General features: G+C 68.9%; 22 protein-coding genes and 1 riboswitch. Of the genes, 6 read left to right on the top strand and 16 right to left on the bottom strand.

Annotated elements, in window-relative coordinates:
* Positions 1-89 precede the first annotated feature (89 nt).
* Positions 90-207, bottom strand: a riboswitch (SAM riboswitch).
* Positions 208-281: 74 nt separating this feature from the next.
* The 5 genes from trpD to ACIQ7Q_RS18385 all read right to left on the bottom strand — a co-directional run bounded on the left by trpD (position 282) and on the right by ACIQ7Q_RS18385 (position 5,716).
* The gene (trpD, locus tag ACIQ7Q_RS18405) at positions 282-1,346 is read right to left on the bottom strand and encodes an anthranilate phosphoribosyltransferase (protein WP_403862599.1); all 1,065 of its coding nucleotides are present in this window, start codon (positions 1,344-1,346) and stop codon (positions 282-284) included.
* Positions 1,347-1,498: 152 nt separating this feature from the next.
* Entirely contained in the window at positions 1,499-3,124 is a 1,626-nt protein-coding gene (locus tag ACIQ7Q_RS18400) for a cytochrome bc complex cytochrome b subunit (RefSeq protein WP_403862596.1), read from the bottom strand.
* Positions 3,121-4,197: a Rieske 2Fe-2S domain-containing protein gene (locus tag ACIQ7Q_RS18395; RefSeq protein WP_403862593.1), complete on the bottom strand. Its 1,077-nt coding sequence runs from the start codon at positions 4,195-4,197 to the stop codon at positions 3,121-3,123. Before ACIQ7Q_RS18395 ends, ACIQ7Q_RS18400 begins: the two co-directional genes overlap by 4 nt.
* Entirely contained in the window at positions 4,194-5,003 is an 810-nt protein-coding gene (locus ACIQ7Q_RS18390) for a c-type cytochrome (protein ID WP_403862590.1), read from the bottom strand. Before ACIQ7Q_RS18390 ends, ACIQ7Q_RS18395 begins: the two co-directional genes overlap by 4 nt.
* 92 nt (positions 5,004-5,095) lie before the next feature.
* Entirely contained in the window at positions 5,096-5,716 is a 621-nt protein-coding gene (locus tag ACIQ7Q_RS18385) for a heme-copper oxidase subunit III (RefSeq protein ID WP_403862587.1), read from the bottom strand.
* A gap of 181 nt (positions 5,717-5,897) precedes the next feature.
* Between ACIQ7Q_RS18385 and ACIQ7Q_RS18380 the strand changes: the two genes are divergently transcribed.
* Positions 5,898-6,299 (top strand): hypothetical protein, encoded by a 402-nt coding sequence (locus ACIQ7Q_RS18380; protein WP_356634870.1) that lies wholly within the window; start codon positions 5,898-5,900, stop codon positions 6,297-6,299.
* Between the two features lie 14 nt (positions 6,300-6,313).
* Here ACIQ7Q_RS18380 and ACIQ7Q_RS18375 read toward each other — a convergent pair whose 3' ends face one another.
* From ACIQ7Q_RS18375 to coxB, 4 genes are all read right to left on the bottom strand, one after another.
* Positions 6,314-7,573 carry an Ig-like domain-containing protein gene (locus ACIQ7Q_RS18375; protein ID WP_403862583.1) on the bottom strand — a complete coding sequence of 420 codons (1,260 nt, stop codon included), beginning with the start codon at positions 7,571-7,573 and terminating at the stop codon, positions 6,314-6,316.
* A gap of 120 nt (positions 7,574-7,693) precedes the next feature.
* Positions 7,694-8,092 (bottom strand): cytochrome c oxidase subunit 4, encoded by a 399-nt coding sequence (locus ACIQ7Q_RS18370; RefSeq protein ID WP_403862580.1) that lies wholly within the window; start codon positions 8,090-8,092, stop codon positions 7,694-7,696.
* Positions 8,089-9,828, bottom strand: a complete 1,740-nt coding sequence (gene ctaD, locus ACIQ7Q_RS18365) for a cytochrome c oxidase subunit I (protein ID WP_403862577.1) — start codon at positions 9,826-9,828, stop codon at positions 8,089-8,091. The genes ACIQ7Q_RS18370 and ctaD overlap by 4 nt, the downstream gene beginning before the upstream one ends.
* The gene (gene coxB, locus ACIQ7Q_RS18360; RefSeq protein WP_403862574.1) at positions 9,825-10,829 is read right to left on the bottom strand and encodes a cytochrome c oxidase subunit II; all 1,005 of its coding nucleotides are present in this window, start codon (positions 10,827-10,829) and stop codon (positions 9,825-9,827) included. Before coxB ends, ctaD begins: the two co-directional genes overlap by 4 nt.
* Before the next feature lie 272 nt (positions 10,830-11,101).
* Between coxB and ACIQ7Q_RS18355 the strand changes: the two genes are divergently transcribed.
* Positions 11,102-12,490: a cysteine desulfurase/sulfurtransferase TusA family protein gene (locus ACIQ7Q_RS18355; RefSeq protein WP_403862571.1), complete on the top strand. Its 1,389-nt coding sequence runs from the start codon at positions 11,102-11,104 to the stop codon at positions 12,488-12,490.
* 170 nt (positions 12,491-12,660) lie between these two features.
* On the opposite strand, the gene ACIQ7Q_RS18350 is transcribed toward ACIQ7Q_RS18355, so the two are convergent.
* Positions 12,661-13,635: a carbohydrate kinase family protein gene (locus ACIQ7Q_RS18350; RefSeq protein ID WP_403862568.1), complete on the bottom strand. Its 975-nt coding sequence runs from the start codon at positions 13,633-13,635 to the stop codon at positions 12,661-12,663.
* 128 nt (positions 13,636-13,763) lie between these two features.
* Between ACIQ7Q_RS18350 and ACIQ7Q_RS18345 the strand changes: the two genes are divergently transcribed.
* Together ACIQ7Q_RS18345 and ACIQ7Q_RS18340 are read left to right on the top strand one after the other, a co-directional pair.
* A complete protein-coding gene (locus tag ACIQ7Q_RS18345) occupies positions 13,764-13,988 on the top strand; it encodes a hypothetical protein (RefSeq protein WP_403862565.1) in 225 nt (74 codons plus the stop codon).
* 116 nt (positions 13,989-14,104) lie between these two features.
* Positions 14,105-15,598 carry a hypothetical protein gene (locus ACIQ7Q_RS18340; RefSeq protein ID WP_403862562.1) on the top strand — a complete coding sequence of 498 codons (1,494 nt, stop codon included), beginning with the start codon at positions 14,105-14,107 and terminating at the stop codon, positions 15,596-15,598.
* An 83-nt stretch (positions 15,599-15,681) separates the two neighbouring features.
* Here the strand turns inward: ACIQ7Q_RS18340 and ACIQ7Q_RS18335 are convergent, their stop codons facing one another.
* Positions 15,682-16,038 (bottom strand): iron-sulfur cluster assembly accessory protein, encoded by a 357-nt coding sequence (locus ACIQ7Q_RS18335; protein ID WP_005318559.1) that lies wholly within the window; start codon positions 16,036-16,038, stop codon positions 15,682-15,684.
* A 248-nt stretch (positions 16,039-16,286) separates the two neighbouring features.
* On the opposite strand from ACIQ7Q_RS18335, the gene nadA reads away from it, so the two are divergent.
* On the top strand, positions 16,287-17,474 hold the full coding sequence (nadA, locus tag ACIQ7Q_RS18330; protein ID WP_403862558.1) for a quinolinate synthase NadA: 1,188 nt from the start codon (positions 16,287-16,289) through the stop codon (positions 17,472-17,474).
* Between the two features lie 76 nt (positions 17,475-17,550).
* On the opposite strand, the gene ACIQ7Q_RS18325 is transcribed toward nadA, so the two are convergent.
* From ACIQ7Q_RS18325 to ACIQ7Q_RS18305, 5 genes are all read right to left on the bottom strand, one after another.
* The gene (locus ACIQ7Q_RS18325; protein ID WP_403862555.1) at positions 17,551-20,721 is read right to left on the bottom strand and encodes an efflux RND transporter permease subunit; all 3,171 of its coding nucleotides are present in this window, start codon (positions 20,719-20,721) and stop codon (positions 17,551-17,553) included.
* 148 nt (positions 20,722-20,869) lie between these two features.
* Positions 20,870-21,556: a response regulator gene (locus tag ACIQ7Q_RS18320; protein ID WP_403862552.1), complete on the bottom strand. Its 687-nt coding sequence runs from the start codon at positions 21,554-21,556 to the stop codon at positions 20,870-20,872.
* Entirely contained in the window at positions 21,553-22,809 is a 1,257-nt protein-coding gene (locus ACIQ7Q_RS18315) for a sensor histidine kinase (RefSeq protein WP_403862549.1), read from the bottom strand. The genes ACIQ7Q_RS18320 and ACIQ7Q_RS18315 overlap by 4 nt, the downstream gene beginning before the upstream one ends.
* A 240-nt stretch (positions 22,810-23,049) precedes the next feature.
* A complete protein-coding gene (locus tag ACIQ7Q_RS18310; protein WP_403862546.1) occupies positions 23,050-23,346 on the bottom strand; it encodes a hypothetical protein in 297 nt (98 codons plus the stop codon).
* 9 nt (positions 23,347-23,355) lie between these two features.
* Positions 23,356-24,156 (bottom strand): PspA/IM30 family protein, encoded by an 801-nt coding sequence (locus tag ACIQ7Q_RS18305; protein WP_403862544.1) that lies wholly within the window; start codon positions 24,154-24,156, stop codon positions 23,356-23,358.
* Positions 24,157-24,428: 272 nt separating this feature from the next.
* Here ACIQ7Q_RS18305 and ACIQ7Q_RS18300 point away from each other — a divergent pair, with 272 nt between their 5' ends.
* On the top strand, positions 24,429-25,028 hold the full coding sequence (locus ACIQ7Q_RS18300; RefSeq protein ID WP_403862541.1) for a DUF3043 domain-containing protein: 600 nt from the start codon (positions 24,429-24,431) through the stop codon (positions 25,026-25,028).
* Positions 25,029-25,122 lie beyond the last annotated feature (94 nt).

Below are 25,122 nucleotides of genomic sequence, written 5' to 3'. Positions count from 1 at the left end.
CGGAGATGCCCTATCGCATTCGCTTGCTCACGAGACTGCTCCCTTGAGGACCAGGACCCCAGGGACACGGCATTCGACGATGCCGCGGGGGTCCGCGCTTGCCACAGACCTCGCTGCCTGCGGCCTGGTCTTCACCCGGGGCACCCCGCCACGGACGGAGGGTTGCCGGACAGCGGGCCGGGGCCGTAATCGCTGTCACTCATGACCTTGGAAAGCATCCTGCCATACGTCTCGCATGACGCAAGGGCACGGTCCACGATCCGGACCGCGCCCTTGTGGCGTCATGCGTTGCTGGCCGCCACCCAGCGCTCCAGCGCGGCCCGCGCCGCCCCCGAGTCGATCGACTGGGCCGCTCGGGCCACCCCGGCCGCGAGCTGCTCGTTCAGCGTGCCGTCCGTCGGCTCCAGGGCCGCGAGCGCCGCCGCCGAGTTGAGCAGCACGGCGTCCCGCACGGGGCCGGTCTCGCCGCCGAGCAGCCGTCGGGCGACGTCGGCGTTGTAGGAGGCGTCGGCGCCGCGCAGCGCCTCGACGGGTACGAGGTCGATCCCGATGTCGCGCGGGTCGAACGCCTCTTCGCGGACGGCGCCGTCGCGCACCACCCACACCTTGGACGTGGCGGTGGTCGTCAGCTCGTCGAGGCCGTCGTCGCCGCGGAAGACCAGGGCGGAAGAGCCGCGCTCGGCGAGCACCCCGGCCACGATCGGCGCCACCCTCGCGTCGGCCACTCCGGTGGCCTGGGCCTTGACCCGGGCCGGGTTGGTGAGCGGCCCGAGGAAGTTGAACGTGGTGCGGATCCCGAGCTCCTTGCGGGCGGCGGCGACGTGCCGCAGCGCCGGGTGGAACTTCACGGCGAAACAGAAGGTGATGCCCGCCTCCTCGGCGACCTGGACGACCCGCTGCGGGGTCAGCTCCAGATTGACCCCGAGCTTCTCGAGCACGTCGGAGGCGCCGCTCGCGGAGGACGCGGCCCGGTTGCCGTGCTTGACGACCTTGGCTCCCGTGCCGGCGACCACAATCGCGGACATGGTGGAGATGTTCACCGTCTTGGCCCCGTCGCCGCCGGTGCCGACGATGTCGACGCTCGGTCCCGGCACAGCGATCAGGTTGGCGTGGGCGTACATCGTGCGCACCAGACCGGAGATCTCCTCGACGGTCTCGCCCTTGGCCCGCAGCGCGACCACGAAGCCGGCGATCTGGGCGTTGGTGGCCTCGCCGCTGAGGATGCGGTCCATGGCCCACGCGGTGGCCTCGGCGCTCTGGTCGCGGTTGTCGAGGAGGGCGTTCAGCACGCTGGGCCAGGAGTGGGCCGCCACGCTGTCGCCGCCAACCGGGGTCACAACGTTCATGGTCCGCTCCTGGGTCCACAAGCCAATAGGGATGGTTCCACCCTATCCAGCCCCGGGGACGGCGAAGAGCCCCGTCCAGCGAATGGACGGGGCTCTCCCCCTGGCTGCGCCGGGGGGAGCCCCCAGCTGTGGCGACGTGTCAGCGCAAGGGATCAGTGGTGTCCGTGGCCGCTGGTGATCTCCTTGTACTCCTCGGAGGTCGCCTTGGGGATCTGGGTCCCCTCGCCGTAGTAGCTCTTGCTGAGCCTGGCGCGCAGCTTCTCCTTGCGCGTCACCTTGCGCCGGACGCCGTTCTCGTCGACCTCGGGGCCGATCTCGGCGGGCTTGTACTGCTCGTGCGCGGTCAGCTTGTAGAGGTCGCCCTGAGCCAGCGGCTCGTGGACCTCGACGAACTCACCGTGCGGCAGGCGCTTGATGATGCCGGACTCGCGTCCGTGCAGCACCTTGTCCTTGTCGCGACGCTGCAGACCGAGGCAGATCCGCTTGGTGACGATGAACGCGAGGACCGGTCCGACGAAGTACGTGATGCGGACGAACCAGGTGATCGCGTTGATCGACAGGTGGAAGTGCGTCGCGAAGATGTCGTTTCCACCACCGAGCAGCATGATCACGTAGCCGGTGACCCAGGCGACGCCGAGCGCGGTACGGGTCGGAGCGTTGCGCGGCCGGTCCAGGATGTGGTGCTCGCGCTTGTCGCCGGTGATCCACGACTCGATGAACGGGTACAGCGCGAGCACCGCGAGGACGAGACCGAAGAGAACCAGCGGGATGAACACGCCCAGGACCAGAGTGTGGCCCCAGAGGTTGATCTCCCAGCCCGGCATCACTCGGACGAGTCCCTCGGCGAAGCCCATGTACCAGTCGGGCTGGGCGCCGGTGGACACCATGTCCGGCCGGTACGGGCCGAGTGCCCACACGGGGTTGATCGTGAACATGCCGGCGATCAGGGCGATGACACCGAAGACCAGGAAGAAGAAGCCTCCGGCCTTGGCCATGTAGACCGGCAGCAGCGGCATGCCGACGACGTTCTTGTTCGTACGGCCGGGGCCCGCGAACTGCGTGTGCTTGTGGTAGAAGACCAGGATCAGGTGGGCCACCACAAGGCCGAGCATGATGCCCGGCAGCAGCAGGATGTGGATCGAGTAGAACCGGGCCACCATGTCGTGGCCGGGGAACTCGCCGCCGAACAGGAACATCGACAGGTAGGTGCCGACGATCGGCGTCGCCAGGATCGCGCCCTGCGTGAAGCGGACACCGGTGCCGGAAAGCAGGTCGTCCGGGAGCGAGTAACCGGTGAAGCCGGTGAACATGCCGAGGACGAACAGCAGGAAGCCGAACAGCCAGTTGATCTCACGCGGCTTGCGGAACGCGCCCGTGAAGAACACGCGCATCATGTGCACGAACATCGCGGCAAGGAAGATCAGCGCGGCCCAGTGGTGGATCTGCCGGATGAGCAGACCACCGCGGACGTCGAAGCTGATGTCCAGCGTCGAGGCGTACGCCTCGGTCATCCGGATGCCCTGCATCGGCACGTACGAGCCGTGGTACTCGATCTCGTTCATGCTCGGGTGGAAGAACAGCGTCAGATACACACCCGTGAGGATGATGATGATGAAGCTGTAGAGCGCGATCTCACCCAGCATGAAGGACCAGTGGTCCGGGAAGATCTTGCGCATGTTGGCCTTGGCCAGGGAGTAGATCCCGAGCCGGCCGTCCGCCCAGTCGGCCACCCGCTCGCCGGCGGGTGCTTTCTTCTGCGTATCCGTTGCAGTACTCATCCGCGCTCCCAGAAGGCAGGACCGACGGGCTCTTCGAAGTCGCCGAGCGCCTCGAGGTTGCCCTCGGCGTTCACACCGATACGCAGCTGCGGAAGCGCGTGACCGGCCGGACCGAAGATGACGCGGGCGCCGTCGGAGAGGTCGAAGGTGGACTGGTGGCACGGGCAGAGGACGTGGTGCGTCTGCTGCTCGTACAGGCTGATCGGGCAGCCGACGTGGGTGCAGATCTTCGAGTAGGCCACGATGCCCTCGTGGGACCACTCGAGCTCCCGCTTGTCCTTGATGTCCTCCGGCTGGAGCCGGACGATCATCAGGGCAGCCTTGGCGATCTCGGTGTTGAAGTTATGGTCGCTCTCCTCCAGGCCCTCGGGCATGGCGAAGGTCAGCGAACCGACGGCAACGTCCTCGGGACGCAGCGGCTCGTTCGTGTTCATGTTGATGAGCTGCTTGCCCTTGGCCCACAGGGTGCTGCGGAGCTTGTCCTCGGGCAGCGGACCCAGTTCGCGCAGCAGCACGACGCCGGAGAGCGGCACCATGGCCAGCGCGCCGAACATGGTGTTGCGGATCAGCTTGCGCCGCCCGATGGCGGACTCTCGGGCACCGTCCGCGAAGTCGGCCATGACCTTGGCCTTGACCTCGGGAGCGGCCTCGATCGCGTGACGGTCGTCGGCGACCTCCACGTCGGACATCAGGGTGCGCGCCCAGTGGACGGCGCCCGCGCCGATGCAGAAGAGCGCGAGACCCAGCGTCACGCCCAGCGAGAAGTTCAGCGCGCTGATGTGACCGAACGGCCAGATGTACACGATCTTGTCGACCGGGAGAATCACGAACGCGGCGATGAAGCCGACCGTCGAGAGCATCGACAGCGTGAACAGGAAGGCGACGGCACGCTCGGAGCGCTTGGCGGCACGCTCGTCGATGTCCTGGATGCGCGGCTTGTGGGCCGGCAGTCCCGGGTCGGCGAACGGGTCGTCGTGGCGCTGTGCGACGGCGGTCGAGCCGCCGTGGGCCGCGTCGTGCGCGGCGCCCTGCTCTGCGGGCAGGTTCTCTTCTGGAATGTCTTGGCTACTCATGACTTCTTGGCCTTAGCGGTGTGGGCCGCGACCCAGATGGCAACAGCGATCAGCGAACCGAGACCGAAGATCCAGCCGAAGAGACCCTCACTGACGGGGCCCAGGCCGCCCAGCGCGAAACCGCCGGGGGTCGGCGTCTCCTCGCCGTTCACGGTCTTGACGTACGCGATGATGTCCCGCTTCTGCTGCTCGGGCATCGTGGTGTCGGGGAAGGAGGGCATGTTCTGCGGGCCGGTCTGCATGGCCTCGTAGAGGTGCTTCGGGCTGACGCCCTCCAAGCTCGGGGCGTACTTGCCGTCGGTCAGCGCGCCGCCCTCACCGGTGAAGTTGTGGCATTGGGCGCAGTTGTTGCGGAACAGCTCGCCACCCTTGGCGATGTCCGCGCCCTCGGGGCTGTACTGCTTCTCGGTCGGCGTGATCGGACCGGCACCCAGCGACGCGACGTACGCCGCGAGCTGGTCGATCTCGGCCTGCGAGTACACGACCGGCTTCTCGGGCACCTGCGCGCCGGGCTGCTGGGCGGGCATACGCCCCGTGCCGACCTGGAAGTCGACAGCGGCCGAGCCGACGCCGACCAGGGACGGGCCGTCTGAGGTGCCCTGACCGCCGGTTCCGTGGCAGCTTGCGCAGCCGACGGTGTAGAGCTTCTGCCCCTCCTTGATGGCGAGGGACTGGGCGGTTTCATCGGCCTGCGCCTTGTCCGCGGGTGCGAACGCGGCGTACAGCCCCCCAGTGGCCGCCAGCGCGAGGAGTAGGACGACGACCGCCGCCAGCGGATGGCGTCGTCGTGCGGAGAGCTTTTTCACGGATTACCCCGGTGTCAGGATCTTCTGCGTCGATGCTTCTGGACTATGTCTGCTTCAGGCGGCGTCCGCTCGGGACGAACCGCCCGCGCCGATTACTTGATCATGTAGATCGTGGCGAAGAGGCCGATCCAGACGACATCGACGAAGTGCCAGTAGTAGGACACGACGATGGCGGCGGTTGCCTGCTCGTGGGTGAATCTCCTGGCCGCGTAGGTCCTTCCCAGGACCAGCAGGAAGGCGATGAGACCGCCCGTCACGTGCAGGCCGTGGAAACCGGTGGTCAGGTAGAACACGGAACCGTACGGGCCCGACGAGAGCGACATGCCCGCGTCCTTGACCAGCTCCGTGTATTCCAGGACCTGACCGCCGATGAAGATCGCACCCATGACGAACGTGATGATGAACCACGTCCGGAGCTTCTTCACATCACCGCGCTCAGCGGCGAAGACGCCGAGCTGGCAGGTGAGGGAGGAGAGCACCAGGATCGTGGTGTTGGTGGCCGAGAACGGGAAGTTCAGGTGTTCCGCCTGAGCCGTCCAGTACTCGGTGCCCGTCACCGATCGCAGGGTGAAGTACATCGCGAAGAGGGCCGCGAAGAACATCAGCTCGGAACTCAGCCAGATGATGGTTCCGACGCTGGTGAGGTTCGGTCGATTGACCGACGGGTGCGCGTGCCCGGTTTCTACTGTCGTTGCTGTCGCCACGACCGACATTATGTCGGTCGCTTATCCCGCCCTCACTCCGGGGGGTGCCGTTCGGAGTGTTCCCACCCTCAACGGGTCGCTCGAGCGGGCCCGAACGGCCCATCGAAGCCCCGTCCGAACCGATGCTGACAGGCAGTGGGACGGAGTAGCATCCGGCAGACAAGCCTGATCGAACGAGTGCGGAGGAACAATGCAGTCGAGCGCCACGGTCCTTGTCTACAGCGACGACGCGAACACCCGCGAGCAGGTCAGGCTGGCGACCGGTCGCCGGCCCGCCGCGGATGTCCCGCCCGTGCGCTTCGTGGAGTGCGCGACGCTGCCCGCCGTCCTCAAGGCCTTGGACGAGGGCGGCATCGACGTGTGCGTGCTGGACGGGGAGACGGTTCCGGCGGGCGGCATGGGCGTGTGCCGGCAGATCAAGGACGAGATCTTCGACTGCCCGCCCGTACTGCTGCTGATCGGCCGCCCGCAGGACGCCTGGCTGGCCACCTGGAGCCGCGCGGAGGCCGCGGTGACGCTGCCGGTGGAGCCGGTGGAGTTCGCCGCCTCCCTCGCTTCGCTGCTGCGCAGCCGGCTGGCCATCGAGGCCTGACGCGACGGGACCGGTCAGACGGCGGGACGCAGGCGGGCCGAGACGGCGGTGACGTTGCCGTTGGAGGCCTCAGACCCGGGTATCAGGGCGCTGCCCTTGAGCCACTTGTCCCAGGACACGTTCCATTCGCCGAAGCCGTTCCCGAACGTGTCCATCATGCTGCCGTAGCTGTTTATGACCTTGACGATGTCACCCGGTCGGACGGTGTCGTAGAACCACTTGGCGTTGGCCATGGACATTCCGGTGCAGCCGTGGCTCACGTTCGCGGAGCCCTGCGAGCCGACGGACCAGGGCGCGGCGTGCACGTATTCACCGCTCCAGGTGACGCGTGTGGCGTAGTAGACGGGCAGGTCGTACGACTCGGAACTGCCCGCCGCTATGCCGATGCTGGTGCTGCGCATCCGTACGAAGTACTCCTTGCCCAGCACGACCTTGACGCCGTTGCGGGTGTCGAAGCCGGGCTTGCCGGTGGTCACCGGCATGGTCTTGATCACTTCGCCGTTCCGCATGACCGTCATGGAGTGCGACGCGGCGTCCGTGACGGCTTCTATGCGGTCACCGATAGTGATCTTGAGCGGCTTGGAACGGCCTCCGTAGAGCTTGCCCGCGACCTTGACGCCGTGGAGGTTGCTCGTGGCGTTCACGATCGTGCCCGTGGGCCAGTACTCCTTGGGCCGGTAGTGCAGGGTCTTGTCGTCGACCCAGTGCCAGGCCCCCTCCACCGCGGGCTTCGAGGTGACCTTCAGGGCGCGTTCGACGACCGCCCTGCCCTTGCCGTCGGTGACGGCGAGGCTGAGCTTGGCCGTGATGGGCTGCCCCACGCCGTACGTGCCCGCCTCCGGGCCGAACTCGGCGGTCAGGAACCTCTTGGCGGGCGCCGTCTCGAAGACCAGCGTGCGCAGGCCCGGCGCGCCGTCGTCGTCCTCCGTGGAGACCCTGACGGTGTATTTGGCGCCGGCCGAGAGGGGGGCGGTGGAGCGCCAGCGGGCGCCGTCCGCGGCGAGTTCGCCGGCCAGGTAGTGGCCGGCGTCATCTATGACGGTGACGTCCGTGAGGCGGCCGCCGTCGCCCTTCGAGGTCACCTCGAGGGGCTTTTCCGGATCGACCTTCGAGCCGCCCGGCGCGGCGTTGAAGCCCACCTGCCGTGCCGCGTCGTACGGGGCTGCGGACAGCGGATGCCTGTCCGGTTCGCCGCACGCGGTCGCGACCACCCCGAGGGTCACGACCAGCACGGTGCAGCTGACAAAAGTGCGCATGCGAGGCGTCTGGTTCATAACCACACGGTATGAACGGTTGTCAGCCGCGGCGCGCCGGATGACTGCAAACGAGTGGGCCCGGTTCACCTCACTGGAGTGAGGTGAACCGGGCCCGTCCCGTGGTCCGCTCAGGCGGTACTACTGGTTCTGGCTCTCACCGCGGTAGTACTCGAAGACCCAGCCGAAGAGGCCGACCAGGATCAGCGGCAGCGAGACGTACAGCAGCCACCATCCGATCGCCACTCCGAGGAAGGCGAGCGCACCGCCGATGCCCAGCGAGAGCGGCTGCCAGCTGTGCGGGGAGAAGAACCCCACCTCGCCGGCCTCGTCGGCCACGTCGGCTTCCTTGTCGTCCTGCGCCATGGCGTCCACCCGCCGGGCCGTGAAGGCCAGGTAGTAGCCGATCATGATGCTCAGACCGAAGGCCAGGAAGAGCGCGGTGGTGCCGGCCGGCTCCTTCGACCAGACGCCGTACAGGACGGCGACGGCGAGGATGAAGACTCCCAGCCAGAGGAACATCTTGCCCTGGATCTTCACTTGCCGACCTCCTTGCCGCCGAACAGCGCGGTGTCCTTCTGCCCGTGGTTCTCGAGCTGCTCCATGGCGGCGATCTCCGGGTGGTGCAGGTCGAACGCCGGGGATTCACTGCGGATGCGGGGCAGGGTGAGGAAGTTGTGCCGGGGCGGCGGGCAGGACGTGGCCCACTCGAGCGAGCGGCCGTAGCCCCACGGGTCGTCGACCTCGATCTTCTTGCCGTACTTCGCCGTCTTCCAGACGTTGTACATGAAGGGGAGGATCGACAGACCGAGCACGAACGAGGCGATCGTCGAGATGGTGTTCAGCGCGGTGAAGCCGTCGGCCGCGAGGTAGTCCGCGTAACGACGCGGCATGCCCTCCGCGCCCAGCCAGTGCTGCACCAGGAACGTGCCGTGGAAGCCGATGAACAGCGTCCAGAAGGTGATCTTGCCGAGCCGCTCGTCCAGCATCTTGCCCGTGAACTTCGGCCACCAGTAATGGAATCCGGCGAACATCGCGAACACCACGGTGCCGAAGACGACGTAGTGGAAGTGCGCGACGACGAAGTACGAGTCGGAGACGTGGAAGTCCAGCGGCGGCGAGGCCAGGATGACGCCGGTCAGGCCACCGAAGGTGAAGGTGACGAGGAAGCCGATCGTCCAGAGCATCGGTGTCTCGAAGGACAACGAGCCCTTCCACATCGTTCCGATCCAGTTGAAGAACTTCACGCCCGTCGGAACGGCGATCAGGAACGTCATGAAGGAGAAGAACGGCAGCAGCACACCGCCGGTGACGTACATGTGGTGCGCCCAGACCGTCACGGACAGGCCGGCGATCGCGATGGTCGCGCCCACCAGGCCGATGTAACCGAACATCGGCTTGCGGGAGAAGACCGGAATGATCTCCGAGACGATGCCGAAGAACGGCAGGGCGATGATGTACACCTCTGGATGACCGAAGAACCAGAAGAGGTGCTGCCACAGCAGAGCGCCACCGTTGGACGCGTCGAAGACATGCGCTCCGAACTTGCGGTCCGCCTCCAGGGCGAACAGCGCGGCCGCCAGGACCGGGAAGGCGAGCAGGACCAGCACACCGGTCAGCAGCACGTTCCAGGTGAAGATCGGCATCCGGAACATCGTCATGCCGGGAGCGCGCATGCAGATGATCGTGGTGATGAAGTTGACCGAGCCGAGGATCGTGCCGAAGCCGGAGAAGGCCAGACCCATGATCCACATGTCGGCGCCGACACCCGGCGAGCGGACGGCGTCCGACAGCGGGGAGTAGGCGAACCAGCCGAAGTCGGCCGCACCCTGCGGGGTGAGGAAGCCGGCCACCGCGATCAGCGAGCCGAAGAGGTACAGCCAGTAGGCGAACATGTTCAGACGCGGGAAGGCCACGTCCGGTGCGCCGATCTGCAGCGGCATGATCCAGTTCGCGAAACCGGCGAACAGCGGCGTCGCGAACATCAGCAGCATGATCGTGCCGTGCATCGTGAACGCCTGGTTGAACTGCTCGTTCGACATGATCTGCGTGCCCGGCCGGGCCAGTTCGGCGCGCATGAAGAGCGCCATCAGGCCGCCGATGCAGAAGAAGAAGAACGACGTGACGAGGTAGAGCGTGCCGATCGTCTTGTGGTCGGTGGTCGTCAGCCACTTCACGACGACGGTGCCGGGCTGCTTGCGCCGGACCGGCAGCTCGTTCTCGTACGAGTCTTCATCTGCCGCCGCGGCACCCTGGGATTCGTTGAGGATGCTCACAGTTGGTTCTTCTCCGCATTCCTGGCCGGGTCCGTCTGCTCAATGCCCGACGGGATGAAGCCGGTCTGCCCCTTCTCGGCAAGCTCCTTCAGGTGCTGCTGGTAGCGCTCCGGGGAGACGACCTTGACATTGAAGAGCATCCGGGAGTGGTCGACGCCGCAGAGCTCGGCGCACTTGCCCAGGAAGGTTCCCTCATCCTTCGGCGTCACCTCGAACACGTTGGTGTGGCCGGGGATGACGTCCTGCTTGAACAGGAAGGGGACCACCCAGAAGGAGTGGATGACGTCACGGGAGGTCAGGATGAACCGGACCTTCTCCCCCTTGGGCAGCCAGAGCGTCGGGCCCGGGTTGCCGGTCTGGGGGTTCCGGGTGCCGGGGATACCGGCGTCGTAGACGCCCTCCGCACCCTTGGGGAAGTCATTGCTGTACGCGTCCGGGACCGCGTTCAGTTCCTTGTTCGCGGCCGCGTCTCCGGTGGCCGGGTTCCCGTCCACGTCCTCGAGGTAGTTGAAGCCCCAGCTCCACTGGTAACCGACGACGTTCACCGTGTGGGCCGGCTTGTCGGAGAGAGCGAGGAGCTTCGACTCATCACGCGCGGTGAAGTAGAAGAACACCGAGACGATGATGATCGGGACCACGGTGTACAGCGCCTCGATGGGCATGTTGTACCGGGTCTGCGGGGGGATTTCGACCTTGGTGCGGGTGCGCCGGTGGAAGAACACGCTCCACAGGATCAGACCCCACACCAGCACGCCCGTGGCGAGCGCAGCCGCCCACGAGCCCTGCCAGAGGGAGAGGATCCGAGGCGCCTCCTCCGTGACGGGGGTGGGCATACCAAGGCGGGGGAAATCCTCCCAGTTGTATGAGCAACCGGAGGCGGTAGCCAGGATCAGGCCCGCAGTCAGCACCTGAGGCAGCTTCCGCCGCATCGGGCGCCGCGACATGGGGGAACCGCCCCCGCCCTTTGGGCGGTGGGGGAGGTCGGAGCCGTTGGGACTCACGTAGCGCCTTCCCGAGAGTCTCGGCCCGCGCGGCCGGCTGCGGCCGTCTCGCTGGTCGGTCGCCGGCCCTGACGCGGGCAGGGGTTTGGATGTTTATGCGGACCAAACCCTACTGGACGCTATTTGGGGTCGCGCGGGGAGGGTGCCCAACGCGCCGTCCGACACCCCGAAGGGGTGGCTGGGCCCTTCGGTGGACGTGCGGAGCGCCCCGGAATGCCCGCTTCCGGCAGGCAACTGACGCCCCCTCTCCTGCCCGGGGTTAGCGTGGCGACGTGCCCTATTTCGACGCAGCCTCCTCCGCTCCCCTGCACCCCGTCGCCCGCCAGGCCCTGCAGGCCTCCCTCGACGAGGGCTGGGCCGACCCCGCCCGGCTCTACCGCGAGGGGCGGCGCGCCCGGCTGCTTCTCGACGCCGCCAGGGAGGCCGCGGCGGAGGCCGTGGGGTGCCGCCCCGACGAGCTCTTCTTCACTCCTTCGGGTACGCACGCGATTCACTCGGGCATCTCCGGAGCTCTCGCGGGCCGTCGGCGCGTCGGCCGTCGTCTTGTCGTCTCTGCGGTCGAGCACTCGGCCGTGCTGCACGCGGCGGCCTCCTGGGAGGCCGCCGGTGGTTCGGTGACCGAGGTCTGCGTGGACCGGCAGGGGACGGTGGCCCCCGCTGCCTTCGCCGCCGAGATGGACAAGACCACCGCGTTGGCCTGCCTGCAGTCCGCGAATCACGAGGTCGGCACCGAGCAGCCGGTGCGGGAGGTGGCGGAGGCGTGCCGGGCCCTGGGCGTACCGCTCCTCGTGGACGCGGCACAGTCCCTGGCGTGGGGGCCCGTGGACGGGTGGTCGCTGCTCACGGCGAGCGCGCACAAGTGGGGCGGGCCGGCGGGAGTCGGGCTGCTCGCCGTGCGCAAGGGTGTCCGGTTCGCCCCGCAAGGCCCCGCCGACGAGCGGGAGTCCGGACGATCGGCCGGTTTCCAGAATCTTCCGGCGATCGTGGCGGCGGCAGCCTCCCTTCGTGCCGTACGCGCCGAGGCGGCGGACGAAGCGGCACGGCTCCGGGCGCTGGTCGACCGGATCCGCGGACGCGTGCCGGAACTGGTATCCGACGTGGAGGTCGTGGGCGATCCGGTACGGCGGCTGCCGAACGTGGTGACGTTCTCCTGTCTCTATGTCGACGGAGAGACCCTTCTGCACGAGCTGGACCGGGCCGGCTTCTCCGTGTCCTCCGGCTCGTCGTGCACGAGCAGCACACTGATCCCGAGCCATGTGCTGCGGGCGATGGGGGTGCTGTCGGAGGGAAACGTACGGGTGTCGCTGCCGCTCGGCACGTCGGAGGCGGACGTGAACGGCTTCCTGGAAGTGCTGCCGGGGGTGGTCCGGCAGGTGCGCGAGCGGCTCGGCGCCCCGGCGGCGTCTTCGGCGGCGCCGCCGCCCCCGTCCTCCGCCGAATCCCTCGTGGTCGACGCGCTCGGCCGTCGGTGCCCGATCCCGGTGATCGAGCTGGCGAAGGTCATCGACGACGTCCCCGTCGGCGGCACGGTGACGGTGCTCTCCGACGACGAGGCGGCTCGGCTGGACATTCCGGCGTGGTGCGGGATGAGGGGACAGGAGTACGTGGGGGAACGGGAGGCGGAGCGGGGGGTGGCGTACGTGGTCCGTCGAGTGCGGTGACGCCTGCGGGGGTCTTCGCCGGGGGCCCGGAGAGGCCGGGCCCCCGCCGGGAGCTTGGACTTGCCCGCCCCGTCGGGGGCTCCGCCCCGTACCCCGCCCCTCGAACTCCCCCTGCGACCTGGCGGCCGTGGCAGGTACCGCGGCGAGGCTGACTTCGCGAGCCCGGCCCGTCAGGACAGGTGGTCGCGGACCTCCGCCGCCGCGTCGTGGCCGTAGGCCTTGGTGAAGCGGTCCATGAAGTGGGCACGACGCAGCGTGTACTCCTGCGTGCCCAGCGTCTCGATCACCAGCGTCGCCAGCATGCAGCCCACCTGCGCCGCCCGCTCCAGTCCCACGCCCCACGAGAGGCCCGAGAGGAAGCCGGCGCGGAACGCGTCGCCGACGCCGGTCGGGTCGACCTTGGAGTCCTCCTCCGGGCAGCCGACCTCGATCGGGTCCTCGCCCGCGGACTCGATGCGGACGCCGCGCGAGCCGAGCGTGGTGACGCGGTGGCCGACCTTGCCGAGGATCTCTTCGTCGGTCCAGCCGGTCTTCGACTCGATGAGGCCCTTCTCGTACTCGTTGGAGAAGAGGTACGCCGCGCCGTCCAGCAGTATCCGGATCTCGTCGCCGCTCATCCGGGCGATCTGCTGCGAGAAGTCCGCGGCGAACGCGATGCCCCGCGAGCGGCACTCCTCGGTGTGGCGGAGCATCGCCTCGGGGTCGTCCGCGCCGATCAGGACGAGGTCGAGGCCCCCGACACGGTCCGCGACCGCCTTGAGCTCGATCTGGCGGGCCTCGCTCATCGCGCCGGTGTAGAAGGAACCGATCTGGTTGTGGTCGGCGTCCGTCGTGCACACGAAACGGGCGGTGTGCAGAACCTCGGAGATACGGACGGACGCCGTGTCCACGCCGTGGCGGTCGAGCCAGGCACGGTACTCGTCGAAGTCCGAGCCCGCCGCGCCGACCAGGACCGGACCGGTGCCCAGTTGACCCATGCCGAAGCAGATGTTCGCCCCCACTCCGCCCCTGCGCACATCGAGCGTGTCGACCAGGAAGGAGAGGGAGACCGTGTGCAGCTGGTCCGCGACCAGTTGGTCGGCGAATCGGCCGGGGAACGTCATGAGGTGGTCGGTGGCGATGGAGCCTGTAACTGCGATACGCACGGTGAGGCGCTCCTGAGGCGGGGTGGCAGTGTCACTCCACGCTACCGGGTCCTGCGCGGTGCCCACGCGGGGAAACTACCCGATAGTAGGGCTTTTTTCCTGGAGTCCCAGGTGCATACGGTGCGCCTATGACGAAGCCCATTGCCGCGTACGAGCCGCACAAGCGGCCGGATCCGCGGGAATCCGAGATGAGTCTGGCCCTGCTTCGCGGCGACTGCGCCCGCATGGCTCCACACTGGGTCGTACCGGCGGCAGCGGCGCCCGCGCCCGTGCACCCGTCCCTCATCCACGGCGTCGTGGTGCCTCCCGCCTCCGCGCGGCTGGTGGACGCGATGTCCGACTACGGCGACTGACGCCGTGGACTGACCGGCCACTGCCGCCGGGGAAGAGGCGAAGGGAACCACGCGCTCCCCCGCTCCGTCCCACCCGTGTCCTCCGCAGCAGGAGGCACGAGACAAGGAGCGATGCGGTGAGCAGCACCGAGAACACGCATGACAGTCCCCGTCGTCGGCGTTCCCCGCTTGTCGTCGCCTCGGTGGCGGCCGCGGTTCTGGTGGCCGGCGGTGGCGGTGCGTACTTCGCGACCTCAGGCTTCGGCGGAACCGGCGCCGAAGGCGCGGGTGACGCCGGAAGCGGCGCGCCCGACGGCGGAAAGCAGCCGCCCCTGCTCGCCCTGGATCTCGGGGGAGCCGGAAGCGAACGGGGTATCGCCCCGGGAGAGCCCGACCCGACCGGTGGCGGCGTCGTCTACCGTGCCGAGGGAGACCTGCCGGAGGGGCCCGGCCGTGCGGCCGTGCACCGGGCGACGGGGGCGGTCACGCAGGACGAGGTGACCCTTCTGGCGAAGGCGCTCGGCGTACAGGGCACACCCCAGCTCGAGGGGGCGGCCTGGAAGATCGGGCCGTCCAAGGACGGCCAGGGGCCGATGCTGCAGGTCAACAAGGACGCTCCCGGCACCTGGACCTTCGCGCGGTTCGGTCCGGCGCCCGGCGGCGACAACTGCCTCAAGGGCAAGGCCTGCCCGTCGGGCGGTGCGGGCGAGTCCGGTGAGCCCGTCGGCGAGGCCGAGGCCAGGAAGGCCGCCGCCCCGGTGCTCGAGGCGGTGGGCCAGGGCGACGCGAAGCTGAGCGCCGGCCAAGTGATGGGCGCGGTACGGGTGGTGAACGCGAACCCCGTCGTCAGCGGCCTGCCGACGTACGGCTGGACGACCGGCGTCCAGGTCGGCGCCGATGGGACCGTCGTCGGCGGCAGCGGTCAGCTGAAGAAGCCCACGAAGGGCGACACCTATCCCGTGATCTCCGCCGACGAGGCGGTGCGGCAGCTGAACGAGGCGGGCAAGGACACCGGCCGGGCCGGCATCGGCGGCTGCGCGACTCCCGTCCCGCACGGCGACCAGCCGGACGGCGAGATCAAGCTCAACGGCGAACCCAAGCCGGACGCGCCCTGCGAGCCGGGCGGCTCCCCGGCCGAGCCGGAGCGTCTGACGGTCGGCAAGGCCGTCTTCGGACTCGCGGCGCAGTACGTGGACGGGCGGCAGGCGCTGGTGCCCTCGTGGCTGTTCGAGGTGGCGGCGAAGGACGGGAACCAACCGTTCACCGTGACGCACCCGGCGGTGGAGGAGCGGTTCATCAAGAGCGCGGAGCCGCCGATGAAGGACGTCACCCCGACCGACCCGGCCGACCCGGCCGAGGGGCAGTCGGGGCCCGCCCAGATCTCGTACAGCGTGGACGGCCGGACGCTGAAGATCACGTTCTGGGGCGGCGTGTGCAGCTCCTACGAGGCGAAGGCGACCGAGACCGGCGACACGGTGAAGGTGCGCATCGTCGAGACCAATCCGGACCCGAAGCGGGTCTGCATCATGCTGGCCAAGGAACTGACGGAGTCCGTGACGCTGGACAAGCCGCTGGACGACCGCAAGGTCGTCGACGCCGGCTCAGGCAAGGCGCTGCCGCGCAAGGGATAGCGCGCCAGGGGTGGTGGGCGCTTCATGCCGAAGGCGGCGGTCCCGATCCGGGACCGCCGCCTTCGGCATGAGCAGCCGGACTCCTAGCTGAAGGAGTCGCCGCAGGCGCAGGAGCCCGTGGCGTTCGGGTTGTCGATGGTGAAGCCCTGCTTCTCGATGGTGTCGACGAAGTCGATGGAGGCGCCGCCCAGGTACGGGGCGCTCATGCGGTCGGTGACGACCTTGACGCCGTCGAAGTCCTTCACGACGTCGCCGTCGAGCGAACGCTCGTCGAAGAACAGCTGGTAACGCAGGCCGGAGCAGCCACCGGGCTGAACCGCGACGCGCAGGGCCAGGTCGTCCCGGCCTTCCTGGTCCAGCAGGGCCTTGACCTTGGCCGCGGCGGCGTCGGACAGGAGGATGCCGTCGCTCACGGTGGTGGTCTCGTCCGATACGGACATCTGCTTCTCTCCCGGGTTGTGCGGACTGCTTGCCGACGGTGCAACCGGCGTGGCCGCGGATTCATTCCGGACCGGCTCGTCTTTCCTCCTTCATGCTCGCACACCGGGCCACCGGGAGGCACCGGCATGTCGACGGGGGGTGCGTCACATAGACACGATGGCCATCGTCAAAGTGACGTGAAGCGGTTATGATAAATAGCGTCAAATAGACGAGAAGGTCTCTGCCAGACGAAGAAAGGGTGCGTGACGTGACCACCGCCCAAACCAGCCCCGAGCTCGGCGTTCAGCCGACGCCGCTCGCCCTGCTGCTCCTCGGCCGCGAGGCCGACCCGCGGAGCGAGCGCGGCGTGGAGTGCCCCGGCGACCTGCCGTCGCCGTCCGACCCGGACCTTGTGGAGCGTGCCCGCGCGGCGAAGGAGAAGCTCGGCGAGAAGGTCTTCGTCCTCGGCCACCACTACCAGCGTGACGAGGTCATCCAGTTCGCCGACGTCACCGGCGACTCGTTCAAGCTGGCGAAGGACGCCGCCGCCCGGCCGGAGGCCGAGTACATCGTCTTCTGCGGTGTGCACTTCATGGCCGAATCGGCGGACATCCTGACCTCCGACGACCAGAAGGTCGTCCTCCCCGACCTGGCGGCCGGCTGCTCGATGGCCGACATGGCCACGGCCGAGCAGGTCGCGGAGTGCTGGGACGTGCTCACGGAGGCCGGCATCGCCGAGCAGGTCGTGCCCGTCTCGTACATGAACTCCTCCGCCGACATCAAGGCCTTCACCGGCAAGCACGGCGGCACGATCTGTACGTCGTCGAACGCGAAGCGCGCGCTGGACTGGGCCTTCGAGCAGGGTGACAAGGTCCTCTTCCTGCCGGACCAGCACCTGGGCCGCAACACCGCCGTCCGCGACATGGGGATGTCCCTCGAGGACTGCGTCCTCTACAACCCTCACAAGCCGAATGGCGGCCTGACGGCCGAGGAGCTGCGCTCGGCGAAGATGATCCTGTGGCGCGGTCACTGCTCGGTGCACGGCCGGTTCTCGCTGGACTCGGTCAACGACGTGCGCGAGCGCATCCCGGGCGTGAACGTGCTGGTGCACCCGGAGTGCAAGCACGAGGTCGTCGCCGCTGCGGACTACGTGGGCTCGACCGAGTACATCATCAAGACGTTGGAGGCCGCCCCGGCCGGCTCGAAGTGGGCGATCGGCACGGAGCTCAACCTGGTCCGTCGCCTGGCGAATCGTTTCGCGGACGAGGGCAAGGAGATCGTCTTCCTCGACAAGACGGTCTGCTTCTGCTCGACGATGAACCGCATCGACCTGCCGCACCTGGTGTGGACGCTCGAGTCCCTGGCCGAGGGGAACCTCGTCAACCGCATCCAGGTCGACACGGAGACGGAGAGCTTCGCGAAGCTGGCGCTCGAGCGGATGCTGGCGCTGCCGTAGCCGTCGTCACAAAGGCCGGACGGGCCGAAGTCGCTGAGCGGCTTCGGCCCGTCCGGCCTTTGTACAGGGGTAACGGCTACGCGTTCGCCGGCTCCGGCTGCGCCTCCGGCGACTGTGCAGCCGAGGCCGCTTCCGCCCGCTTGGCCTCGCGCTTCGCGCGCCTGCGCTCCTTGCGGAGCTCCACCATCGCGTAGAGCGTCGGCACCAGCAGCAGCGTCAGCAGCGTCGACGTGATCAGACCGCCGATGACCACCACCGCCAGGGGCTTGGCGATGAAGCCGCCCTCACCCGTGACGCCCAGCGCCATGGGCAGGAGCGCGAAGATCGTCGCCAGAGCCGTCATCAGGATCGGGCGCAGACGGTGCCTGCCGCCCTCGATGACCGCCTCCACCACACCGAGGCCCTGGGCCCGGTACTGGTTGATCAGGTCGATCAGCACGATCGCGTTGGTGACCACGATGCCGATGAGCATCAGCATGCCGATCATCGCCGGGACGCCCAGCGGCGTACCCGTCGCGACCAGCAGACCGATCGCGCCGGTCGCCGCGAACGGGATGGAGACCAGCAGGATCAGCGGCTGGATCAGCGAGCGGAACGTCGCGACCAGCAGCATGAAGACGATCGCGATCGCGGCCAGCATCGCCAGCGCCAGGTTGAGGAACGCCTCGGACTGGTCCTCCGTGACACCGCCGATGGACGCGGTCGCGCCCTCGGGCAGGTCCAGTGCGTTGATCTTCGACTGGAGCGCGGTGCTCACCGCACCCGTGTTGTCACCGGTCGGCTTCGCCGTGACCGTCGCGGCCCGCGAACCGTCGATACGGGTCATCGAGACCGGACCGGGCACCAGCTTCACCTCGGCGATGTCGCCGAGCTTCACCGGGCCGAGCGGCAGGGCGCGCAGCTCGTCCATGGTCCTGGCGGGCTTGGCCGAGGTGATGACGATGTCCCGCTCGGTGTCGTCGAGGATCGCCTTGCCGGAGGGCGTACCGCGCACGGCCTGGCCGACGGCCATGCCCAGCGTGGCGTCGGTGAAGCCGGCGTCCGCCGCCTTCGGGGTGGCCTTGACCGAGATACGCGGAACGCTCTGCGCCAAGTCGCTCTGTACATCGGTGACATCGTCGAGCTTCGCGACCTCGGCGCGGACCGCCTCCGACGCCTTCTTCAGCGTGTCGGCGTCGGACGCCTTCACCACGACGCTCAGGTCCTGGCTGCCGAAGCCGTCGCCGGCGGCGATCGTCGTGTCGCCGATGCCGTCGAGCTCGCCGAGCTCCTTGTCGATCCGGTCGCGGACCTTCTCGTACGCGCCCGAGTCCTTCAGGGTCAGCTGGTACGACGCCTGGTTCGCGCCGGTGCCGCCGCCGAAGGCCGCCATGAAGCCGGAGGAACCGACGGTGACCTGGTAGTCCTTGATCTCGTCGATGCCGGCGAGGACCGTTTCGACCTTCTTCGCGGAGGCGTCCGCCGCCTGCAGGCTGGTCCCGGGAGCCAGTTCCTGCTTGATGGACATGACCTCCTGCTCGCCCTGGTCGAAGAAGTTGGTCTTGAGCAGTCCAGCCATGCCGAAGGTGCCGAAGAGCACGACCACCGCGAGGACGACACTCGTCAGACGGCGGCGGGTCGCGAAACGCAGGACAGGGACGTACGCCCGCTGCAGCGGGCTCTTCGTCTCCTCCTCCTCCGCCTTGCGCCGGGCCTGCTCCTGGTCCAGGCCGCGCACGGCCTTCGGCGCGCGCAGGAACCAGTAGGACAGGACGGGGACCACAGTCAGTGAGACGAGGAGCGACGCCAGCAGGGCGGCCGTGACGGTCAGGGAGAACGAGCCGAACAGCTCGCCCACCATGCCGCCGACCAGGCCGATCGGCAGGAACACCGCGACGGTGGTGAGCGTGGAGGAGGTGACCGCGCCGGCCACTTCCTTCACGGCCGTGATGATCGCGCTCTGGCGCTCCTCGCCGTAGCCGAGGTGACGCTTGATGTTCTCCAGGACCACGATCGAGTCGTCGACGACACGGCCGATGGCGATGGTGAGCGCGCCGAGCGTGAGCATGTTGAGCGAGAGGTCGCGGGTCCACAGCACGATCAGCGCGAGGACGACCGACAGCGGGATGGACACCGCCGTGACCAGCGTCGAGCGCAGCGACGCCAGGAAGACCAGGATCACGATGACCGCGAAGAGCAGACCGAGCGCACCCTCGGTGGTCAGACCGGAGATCGACTTGGAGACGGCCGGGCCCTGGTCGGAGACGACGGTCAGCTCCGCGCCGTCGCCGAGGTCCGCGCGCAGGCCGGGCAGCTTGTCCTGCACGGCCTCCGAGATGGCGACGGCGCTGCCGTCGTTGTCCATGGTGGCGAAGACGGCGAGGCTGGGCTCGCCGTTGGTACGGGTCAGGGAGACACGGGTCGACTCGGTCTGCTCGACCGTCGCGACGTCACCGAGGCGGACGGGCTCCGCGACCTTGGCCTTGCCGGCCCCCGACTGCGGCACGATCCGCAGGTCCTCGATCTGCTTCAGGGTGGTGAAGCCGCCGCCGACCTGCACCGTGCGGCTCTTGCCGTCCTCCGAGAAGGAACCGGCCGGCATGGTCGCGCCGCCCGACTTCAGCGCTTCGGCGAGGGCCGCGGTGTTCAGGCCGGCGCCCGCGAGCTTCTTGTCGTCGGGGGTGACGGAGACCTGGAGGTCCTGGACGCCGTCGATCGTGACCTGGCCGACGCCGTCGATGTCCTCGATCGCCGGGACGACGGTCCGCTCGAGCTGGTCGGCGAGCTCCCCCAGAGCCTTCGGCCTGGGGGTGCCCCCACGCTGGTCCTTGCCCGAGGATGCGGCGAGTACGACGGTCGGGATGTCGTCCGTCGAACCGGCCACGACCTGCGGATCGACCATGTCGGGCAGCTGGCTACGGGCCCGGTTCACTGCCTGCTGGACATCGGCGACGAGCTGCTTGCTGCCGTCCCCGTAGTCGAAGCCGGCCATGATCACGGCGTTGCCCTCGCTCGCCGTGGAGGTGATGCCCTTGATGCCGTCGACGGCCTTGATGCTCGACTCGAGCGGTTCGACGACCTGCTTCTCCACGACATCGGGGGACGCGCCCTGGTACGGGGCGAGCACCGACACCATCGGAAGCTCGATGGACGGCAGCAGCTGCTGCTTGAGCTGCGGGATGGCGATCGCGCCGAAGACGATCGCCACGATGGACATCAGCCCTATCAGGGCCCGTTGCGACAGGCTGAATCTGGACAGCCAGGACATGGGGTCTCTCTTCTGTGGCGTGCACGGGGACGGGCGGAGTCAGGTGCCCACCCCTACACCTTCGGCCACGGGGAGAGGCCGATCCGTAGACCGCAGGTCCCGTTCCTTATGTCGCACATACCGCAGCTGGAGTAGTGCTCTCCCGGGCTCACTCCACCCTTGGACGTACCAGCCCCGACTCGTACGCGGTGACGACCAGCTGAGCGCGGTCACGGGCGCCGAGTTTGGCCATCGCGCGGTTCACATGGGTCTTGACCGTGAGCGGGCTGACCTCGAGCTGTTCCGCGATCTCGTCGTTGGAGTGCCCGCCGGCCACCAGGACCAGCACCTCGCGCTCGCGCACGGTGAGCACCGAAAGCCGCTCGGAGTACTGCTGCGACGCGAGGCCGTCCAGCGCGCTCCCGCCCTGCGCGAGGAACGTGGCGATCAGCCCCTTCGTCGCCGCCGGTGACAGCAGCGCCTCGCCCGCCGCGGCGATACGGATGGCGCTGAGCAGCTCGTCCGGCTCGGCGCCCTTGCCGAGGAAGCCGGAGGCACCGGCCCGCAGCGACTGCACGACGTACTCGTCCACTTCGAAGGTGGTCAGCATGACAACCCGTACGTGTGACAGCTCGGGGTCCGCGCTGATCATTCTGGTGGCGGCGAGCCCGTCCGTGCCGGGCATCCGGATGTCCATCAGCACCACATCGGCCCGCTCGGAACGGGCCAGCGCCACGGCCTGGGCGCCGTCCGCCGCCTCCCCGACCACCTCCATGTCCGGCTCGGAGTCCACGAGGACCCGGAAGGCGCTGCGCAGCAGCGTCTGGTCGTCGGCGAGCAGCACCCTGATCGTCATGTGTCCTCTCCCGCGCGGGCACCCCGCGCCTCCAGCGGCAGTATCGCCTGCACCCGGAAGCCCCCTCCGTAGCGGGGGCCGGCGGTGAGGGTGCCGCCGAGCGCGGTCACGCGTTCGCGCATGCCGATCAGGCCGTGGCCTCCGCCGTCCGAGGGGACGGCGTCGACGGGGCCGTTGCGTGTGGCGGGGCCGTTGTCGATGACGGTGACCTCCAGCCTCGAGCCCACCCGCACCACACTCACCTCGGCCTTCGCGTCCGGGCCGGCGTGCTTCTGCACATTGGTCAGCGCCTCCTGGATGATCCGGTACGCGGCGAGGTCGACGGCCGCGGACAGAATCGCGGAATCGTCGGCACGGGCGACCTCGACGGGGAGGCCGGCGTGCCGGAAGGTGGCGACCAGTTCGTCGAGGACGGCGAGACCGGGAGCAGGTTCGGTGGGCGCCTCCGGGTCTCCCGACTGGCGCAGCAGCCCGACCGTGGCGCGCAGCTCGTTCAGCGCGGAGCGGCTGGCCTCCCGTACGTGGGCGAGGGCCTCCTTGGCCTGGTCGGGCCGCTTGTCCATGACATGCGCGGCGACCCCGGCCTGGACGTTGACCAGCGCGATGTGATGCGCGACCACGTCGTGCAGATCGCGGGCGATCCGCAGCCGCTCCTCCGCGACCCGACGCCCTGCCTCCTCCTCACGGGTCCGTTCGGCGCGCTCGGCCCGCTCCCTGATCGCGTCGACGAAGGCTCGGCGGCTGCGCACGGCGTCGCCCGCCGCGGCGGCCATGCCGGTCCAGGCGAAGATGCCCAGGTTCTCCTGCGTGTACCAGGGGCTCGAGCCGAAGAACATCGCGGAGCCGGTCAGCACGGCCATCGTCAACAGGCCCACCCGCCAAGTGGTGGGCCGGTCGGTACGGGCGGCGACGGTGAACAGGGCGATGACGGCGCTCATCGCTACGGGTGCGGCGGGGTCGCCCGCGACGAGCTCGACGACGGACAGCGCGCCGGTGACCGAGAGCACGGCCATCGGAGCGCGGCGGCGGAAGACGAGCGCGGCGGCGGCGACCACTATCAGGACGATGCTGCGCAGGTCGGGGCTGCGGGTGCCGAAGGCCGGGCCGTGCGGGCCGTTGGGTTCGGCGAAGGAACCGGCGACCATGCAGATCAGCGCGGCGACGGCCAGGGCGCCGTCGAACGCGAGGGGGTGCTCGCGCAGCCAGCGGCGGGTGCGGTCGTAGCGGGCGGCGAGTGAGGTCACGTCGGTCAACGTTACGGCGTGAGCGGCGGCGGCTGCGCGGGCCGTCGCCCGCACCGCCGCTTTCCGGAACCAGTGGTTCCGCCCCCTATGCCTGGCGGCGTGGGGCCCCACCGGACCGCCGTACGGCGGTCCGGGTGCAGGATCCTTCGTGGGATCAGCCCGGATCAGTGTGCGTGCCAGGGCCCGCGAGCCCGGCCCGATCCAACGCGAGACCCTCGCCGGTCGTGCGCTGTCGGAGTGCCGGGCGCGTCAGGCCCTGGGGGCGTCCGGCGCCGGGATCAGGCCGTCCTCGCCCAGGAGTTCCCGGACCTCCTCGAGCGTCGCCTCAGCGGCCGGAAGGATCAGTTCGGACGGTTCCAGGGAAGCGTCGGGCAGCGGCTCACCGAGTGCGCGGACCTTCTCCAGCAGCGCCTGCAGGGTCCGGCGGAAGCCGGGCCCATCGCCGCTCTCCATCTCCGCGAGCAGTTCGTCGTCGAGCTTGTTCAGCTCGGGGAGGTGGCTCTCGGCCACCTCCAGCTGCCCCTCCCCCATGATCCGTACGATCATGACGAGTCCTTACTGCTTGTCGAACTTGTGCGGGGTGCTCTGCTGCTGCGCGGCGTCCTGGGCACCTCCGGCGCCGCCTTCGATGGCCTGCTTCGAAGCCGTCGGTCCGCCGGCCAGTTCCGCCTTCATGCGCTGAAGCTCCAGCTCGACGTCCGTGCCGCCGGAGAGGCGGTCCAGCTCGGCCTGGATGTCGTCCTTCGCCAGTCCCGACTGGTCATCGAGGGCGCCGGAGGCGAGCAGCTCGTCGATCGCGCCGGCCCGCGCCTGGAGCTGGGCGGTCTTGTCCTCGGCCCGCTGGATCGCGACGCCGACGTCGCTCATCTCCTCCGAGATGCCGGAGAACGACTCCGCGATCCTGGTCTGCGCCTGGGCCGCGGTGTAGGTGGCCTTGATGGTCTCCTTCTTCGTACGGAAGGCGTCGACCTTGGCCTGGAGCCGCTGCGCGGCGAGGGTCAGCTTCTCCTCCTCGCCCTGCAACGTCTGGTGCTGGGTCTCGAGGTCGGTGACCTGCTGCTGGAGCGCGGCGCGGCGGGAGAGCGCCTCGCGCGCCAGGTCCTCGCGGCCGAGCGCCAGCGCCTTGCGGCCCTGGTCCTCGAGCTTGGAGGACTGTCCCTGGAGCTGGTTCAGCTGCAGCTCGAGGCGCTTGCGGGAAGTCGCCACGTCGGCGACTCCGCGGCGCACCTTCTGCAGCAGCTCCAGCTGCTTCTGGTAGGAGTAATCGAGGGTCTCGCGCGGATCCTCGGCCCGGTCGAGGGCCTTGTTCGCCTTCGCGCGGAAGATCATCCCCATACGCTTCATGACACCGCTCATGGGCTTCGCGCGCCCCCTTCTGACGGACTACGGCTTCAGCACTCCAACAGAACCCAGCCTACGGGCCCTGCATCCATTACCGCACTGTTCGGACGCGGATGCGCTCATCCCCAAGGACGACTGCCCACGGCCCCGATCCGGCGCAAGGAGTAGGTGGGAGTCAGGGAACCTGTGCACGGCGTCCCGTTCTGTCCGATACGGACGCACGCCGTTGCGGGATCGTTCCCCACCGGGGTGGGGTCCATGCCCGGCACCCCGTACCCTTGGGTTTTGTGTTCCGTAGCCGTTCCAAGGAAGAGAAGGCCCCCACCGGCAAGGTGACGGCGGACCTCTCCAAGCAGCCCCGCAGCCCCGAGGCCCCCAAGGGCCGCCCGACGCCGAAGCGCAGTGAGGCACAGGGCCAGCGCCGCCGTGCCTCCAGCGGTGCCCCGGCGGACCGCAAGGAGGCGATGAAGCGCCAGCGCGAGGCCCGCCGTGCGGACCTGGCCAAGCAGCGCGAGGCCCTCGCCAGCGGCGACGAGCGTTACCTGCCGGCCCGTGACAAGGGTCCGGTGCGGCGCTTCGTGCGCGACTTCGTCGACTCCCGCTTCTGCATCGCCGAGTTCTTCCTGCCGCTCGCGGTGGTGATCCTGGTGCTGAGCATGGTCCGGGTCGCGCAGCTGCAGAACGTGGCGCTGCTGCTCTGGCTGGGCGTCATCGTGCTGATCGTCATCGACTCGATCGGTCTGGCGATGCGGCTCAAGAAGCAGCTCAGGGAGCGCTTCCCGAACGAGCCGAAGCGCGGCGCCGTGGCCTACGGCCTGATGCGTACGCTCCAGATGCGTCGGCTGCGCCTCCCCAAGCCGCAGGTCAAGCGCGGAGAGCGGCCCTGAGCACCGATTCCTCGCGGCTGTCCGGTTTCACGGCCGAGGCGTCCGCGAACTGGCTGGCCGGTGCGGGCGGACTGCGCAACACCGTCCGCCAGGA

The organism is Streptomyces sp. NPDC096176 (genome assembly GCF_044763255.1).
In the GTDB taxonomy this organism is placed as follows: domain Bacteria; phylum Actinomycetota; class Actinomycetes; order Streptomycetales; family Streptomycetaceae; genus Streptomyces.
The sequence above is the reverse complement of the archived record's forward strand: the minus strand, read 5'-3'. Positions and strand labels throughout refer to the sequence as shown.

Excerpts from the sequence above, each read along its gene's own strand:
- trpD (WP_403862599.1), bottom strand. The coding sequence starts at position 1,346 with ATGAACGTTGTGACCCCGGTTGGCGGCGACAGCGTGGCGGCCCACTCC.
- ACIQ7Q_RS18400 (WP_403862596.1), bottom strand. The coding sequence starts at position 3,124 with ATGAGTACTGCAACGGATACGCAGAAGAAAGCACCCGCCGGCGAGCGG.
- ACIQ7Q_RS18395 (WP_403862593.1), bottom strand. The coding sequence starts at position 4,197 with ATGAGTAGCCAAGACATTCCAGAAGAGAACCTGCCCGCAGAGCAGGGC.
- ACIQ7Q_RS18385 (WP_403862587.1), bottom strand. The coding sequence starts at position 5,716 with ATGTCGGTCGTGGCGACAGCAACGACAGTAGAAACCGGGCACGCGCAC.
- ACIQ7Q_RS18380 (WP_356634870.1), top strand. The coding sequence starts at position 5,898 with ATGCAGTCGAGCGCCACGGTCCTTGTCTACAGCGACGACGCGAACACC.
- ACIQ7Q_RS18375 (WP_403862583.1), bottom strand. The coding sequence starts at position 7,573 with ATGAACCAGACGCCTCGCATGCGCACTTTTGTCAGCTGCACCGTGCTG.
- ACIQ7Q_RS18345 (WP_403862565.1), top strand. The coding sequence starts at position 13,764 with ATGACGAAGCCCATTGCCGCGTACGAGCCGCACAAGCGGCCGGATCCG.
- ACIQ7Q_RS18335 (WP_005318559.1), bottom strand. The coding sequence starts at position 16,038 with ATGTCCGTATCGGACGAGACCACCACCGTGAGCGACGGCATCCTCCTG.
- ACIQ7Q_RS18325 (WP_403862555.1), bottom strand. The coding sequence starts at position 20,721 with ATGTCCTGGCTGTCCAGATTCAGCCTGTCGCAACGGGCCCTGATAGGG.
- ACIQ7Q_RS18320 (WP_403862552.1), bottom strand. The coding sequence starts at position 21,556 with ATGACGATCAGGGTGCTGCTCGCCGACGACCAGACGCTGCTGCGCAGC.
- ACIQ7Q_RS18310 (WP_403862546.1), bottom strand. The coding sequence starts at position 23,346 with ATGATCGTACGGATCATGGGGGAGGGGCAGCTGGAGGTGGCCGAGAGC.
- ACIQ7Q_RS18305 (WP_403862544.1), bottom strand. The coding sequence starts at position 24,156 with ATGAGCGGTGTCATGAAGCGTATGGGGATGATCTTCCGCGCGAAGGCG.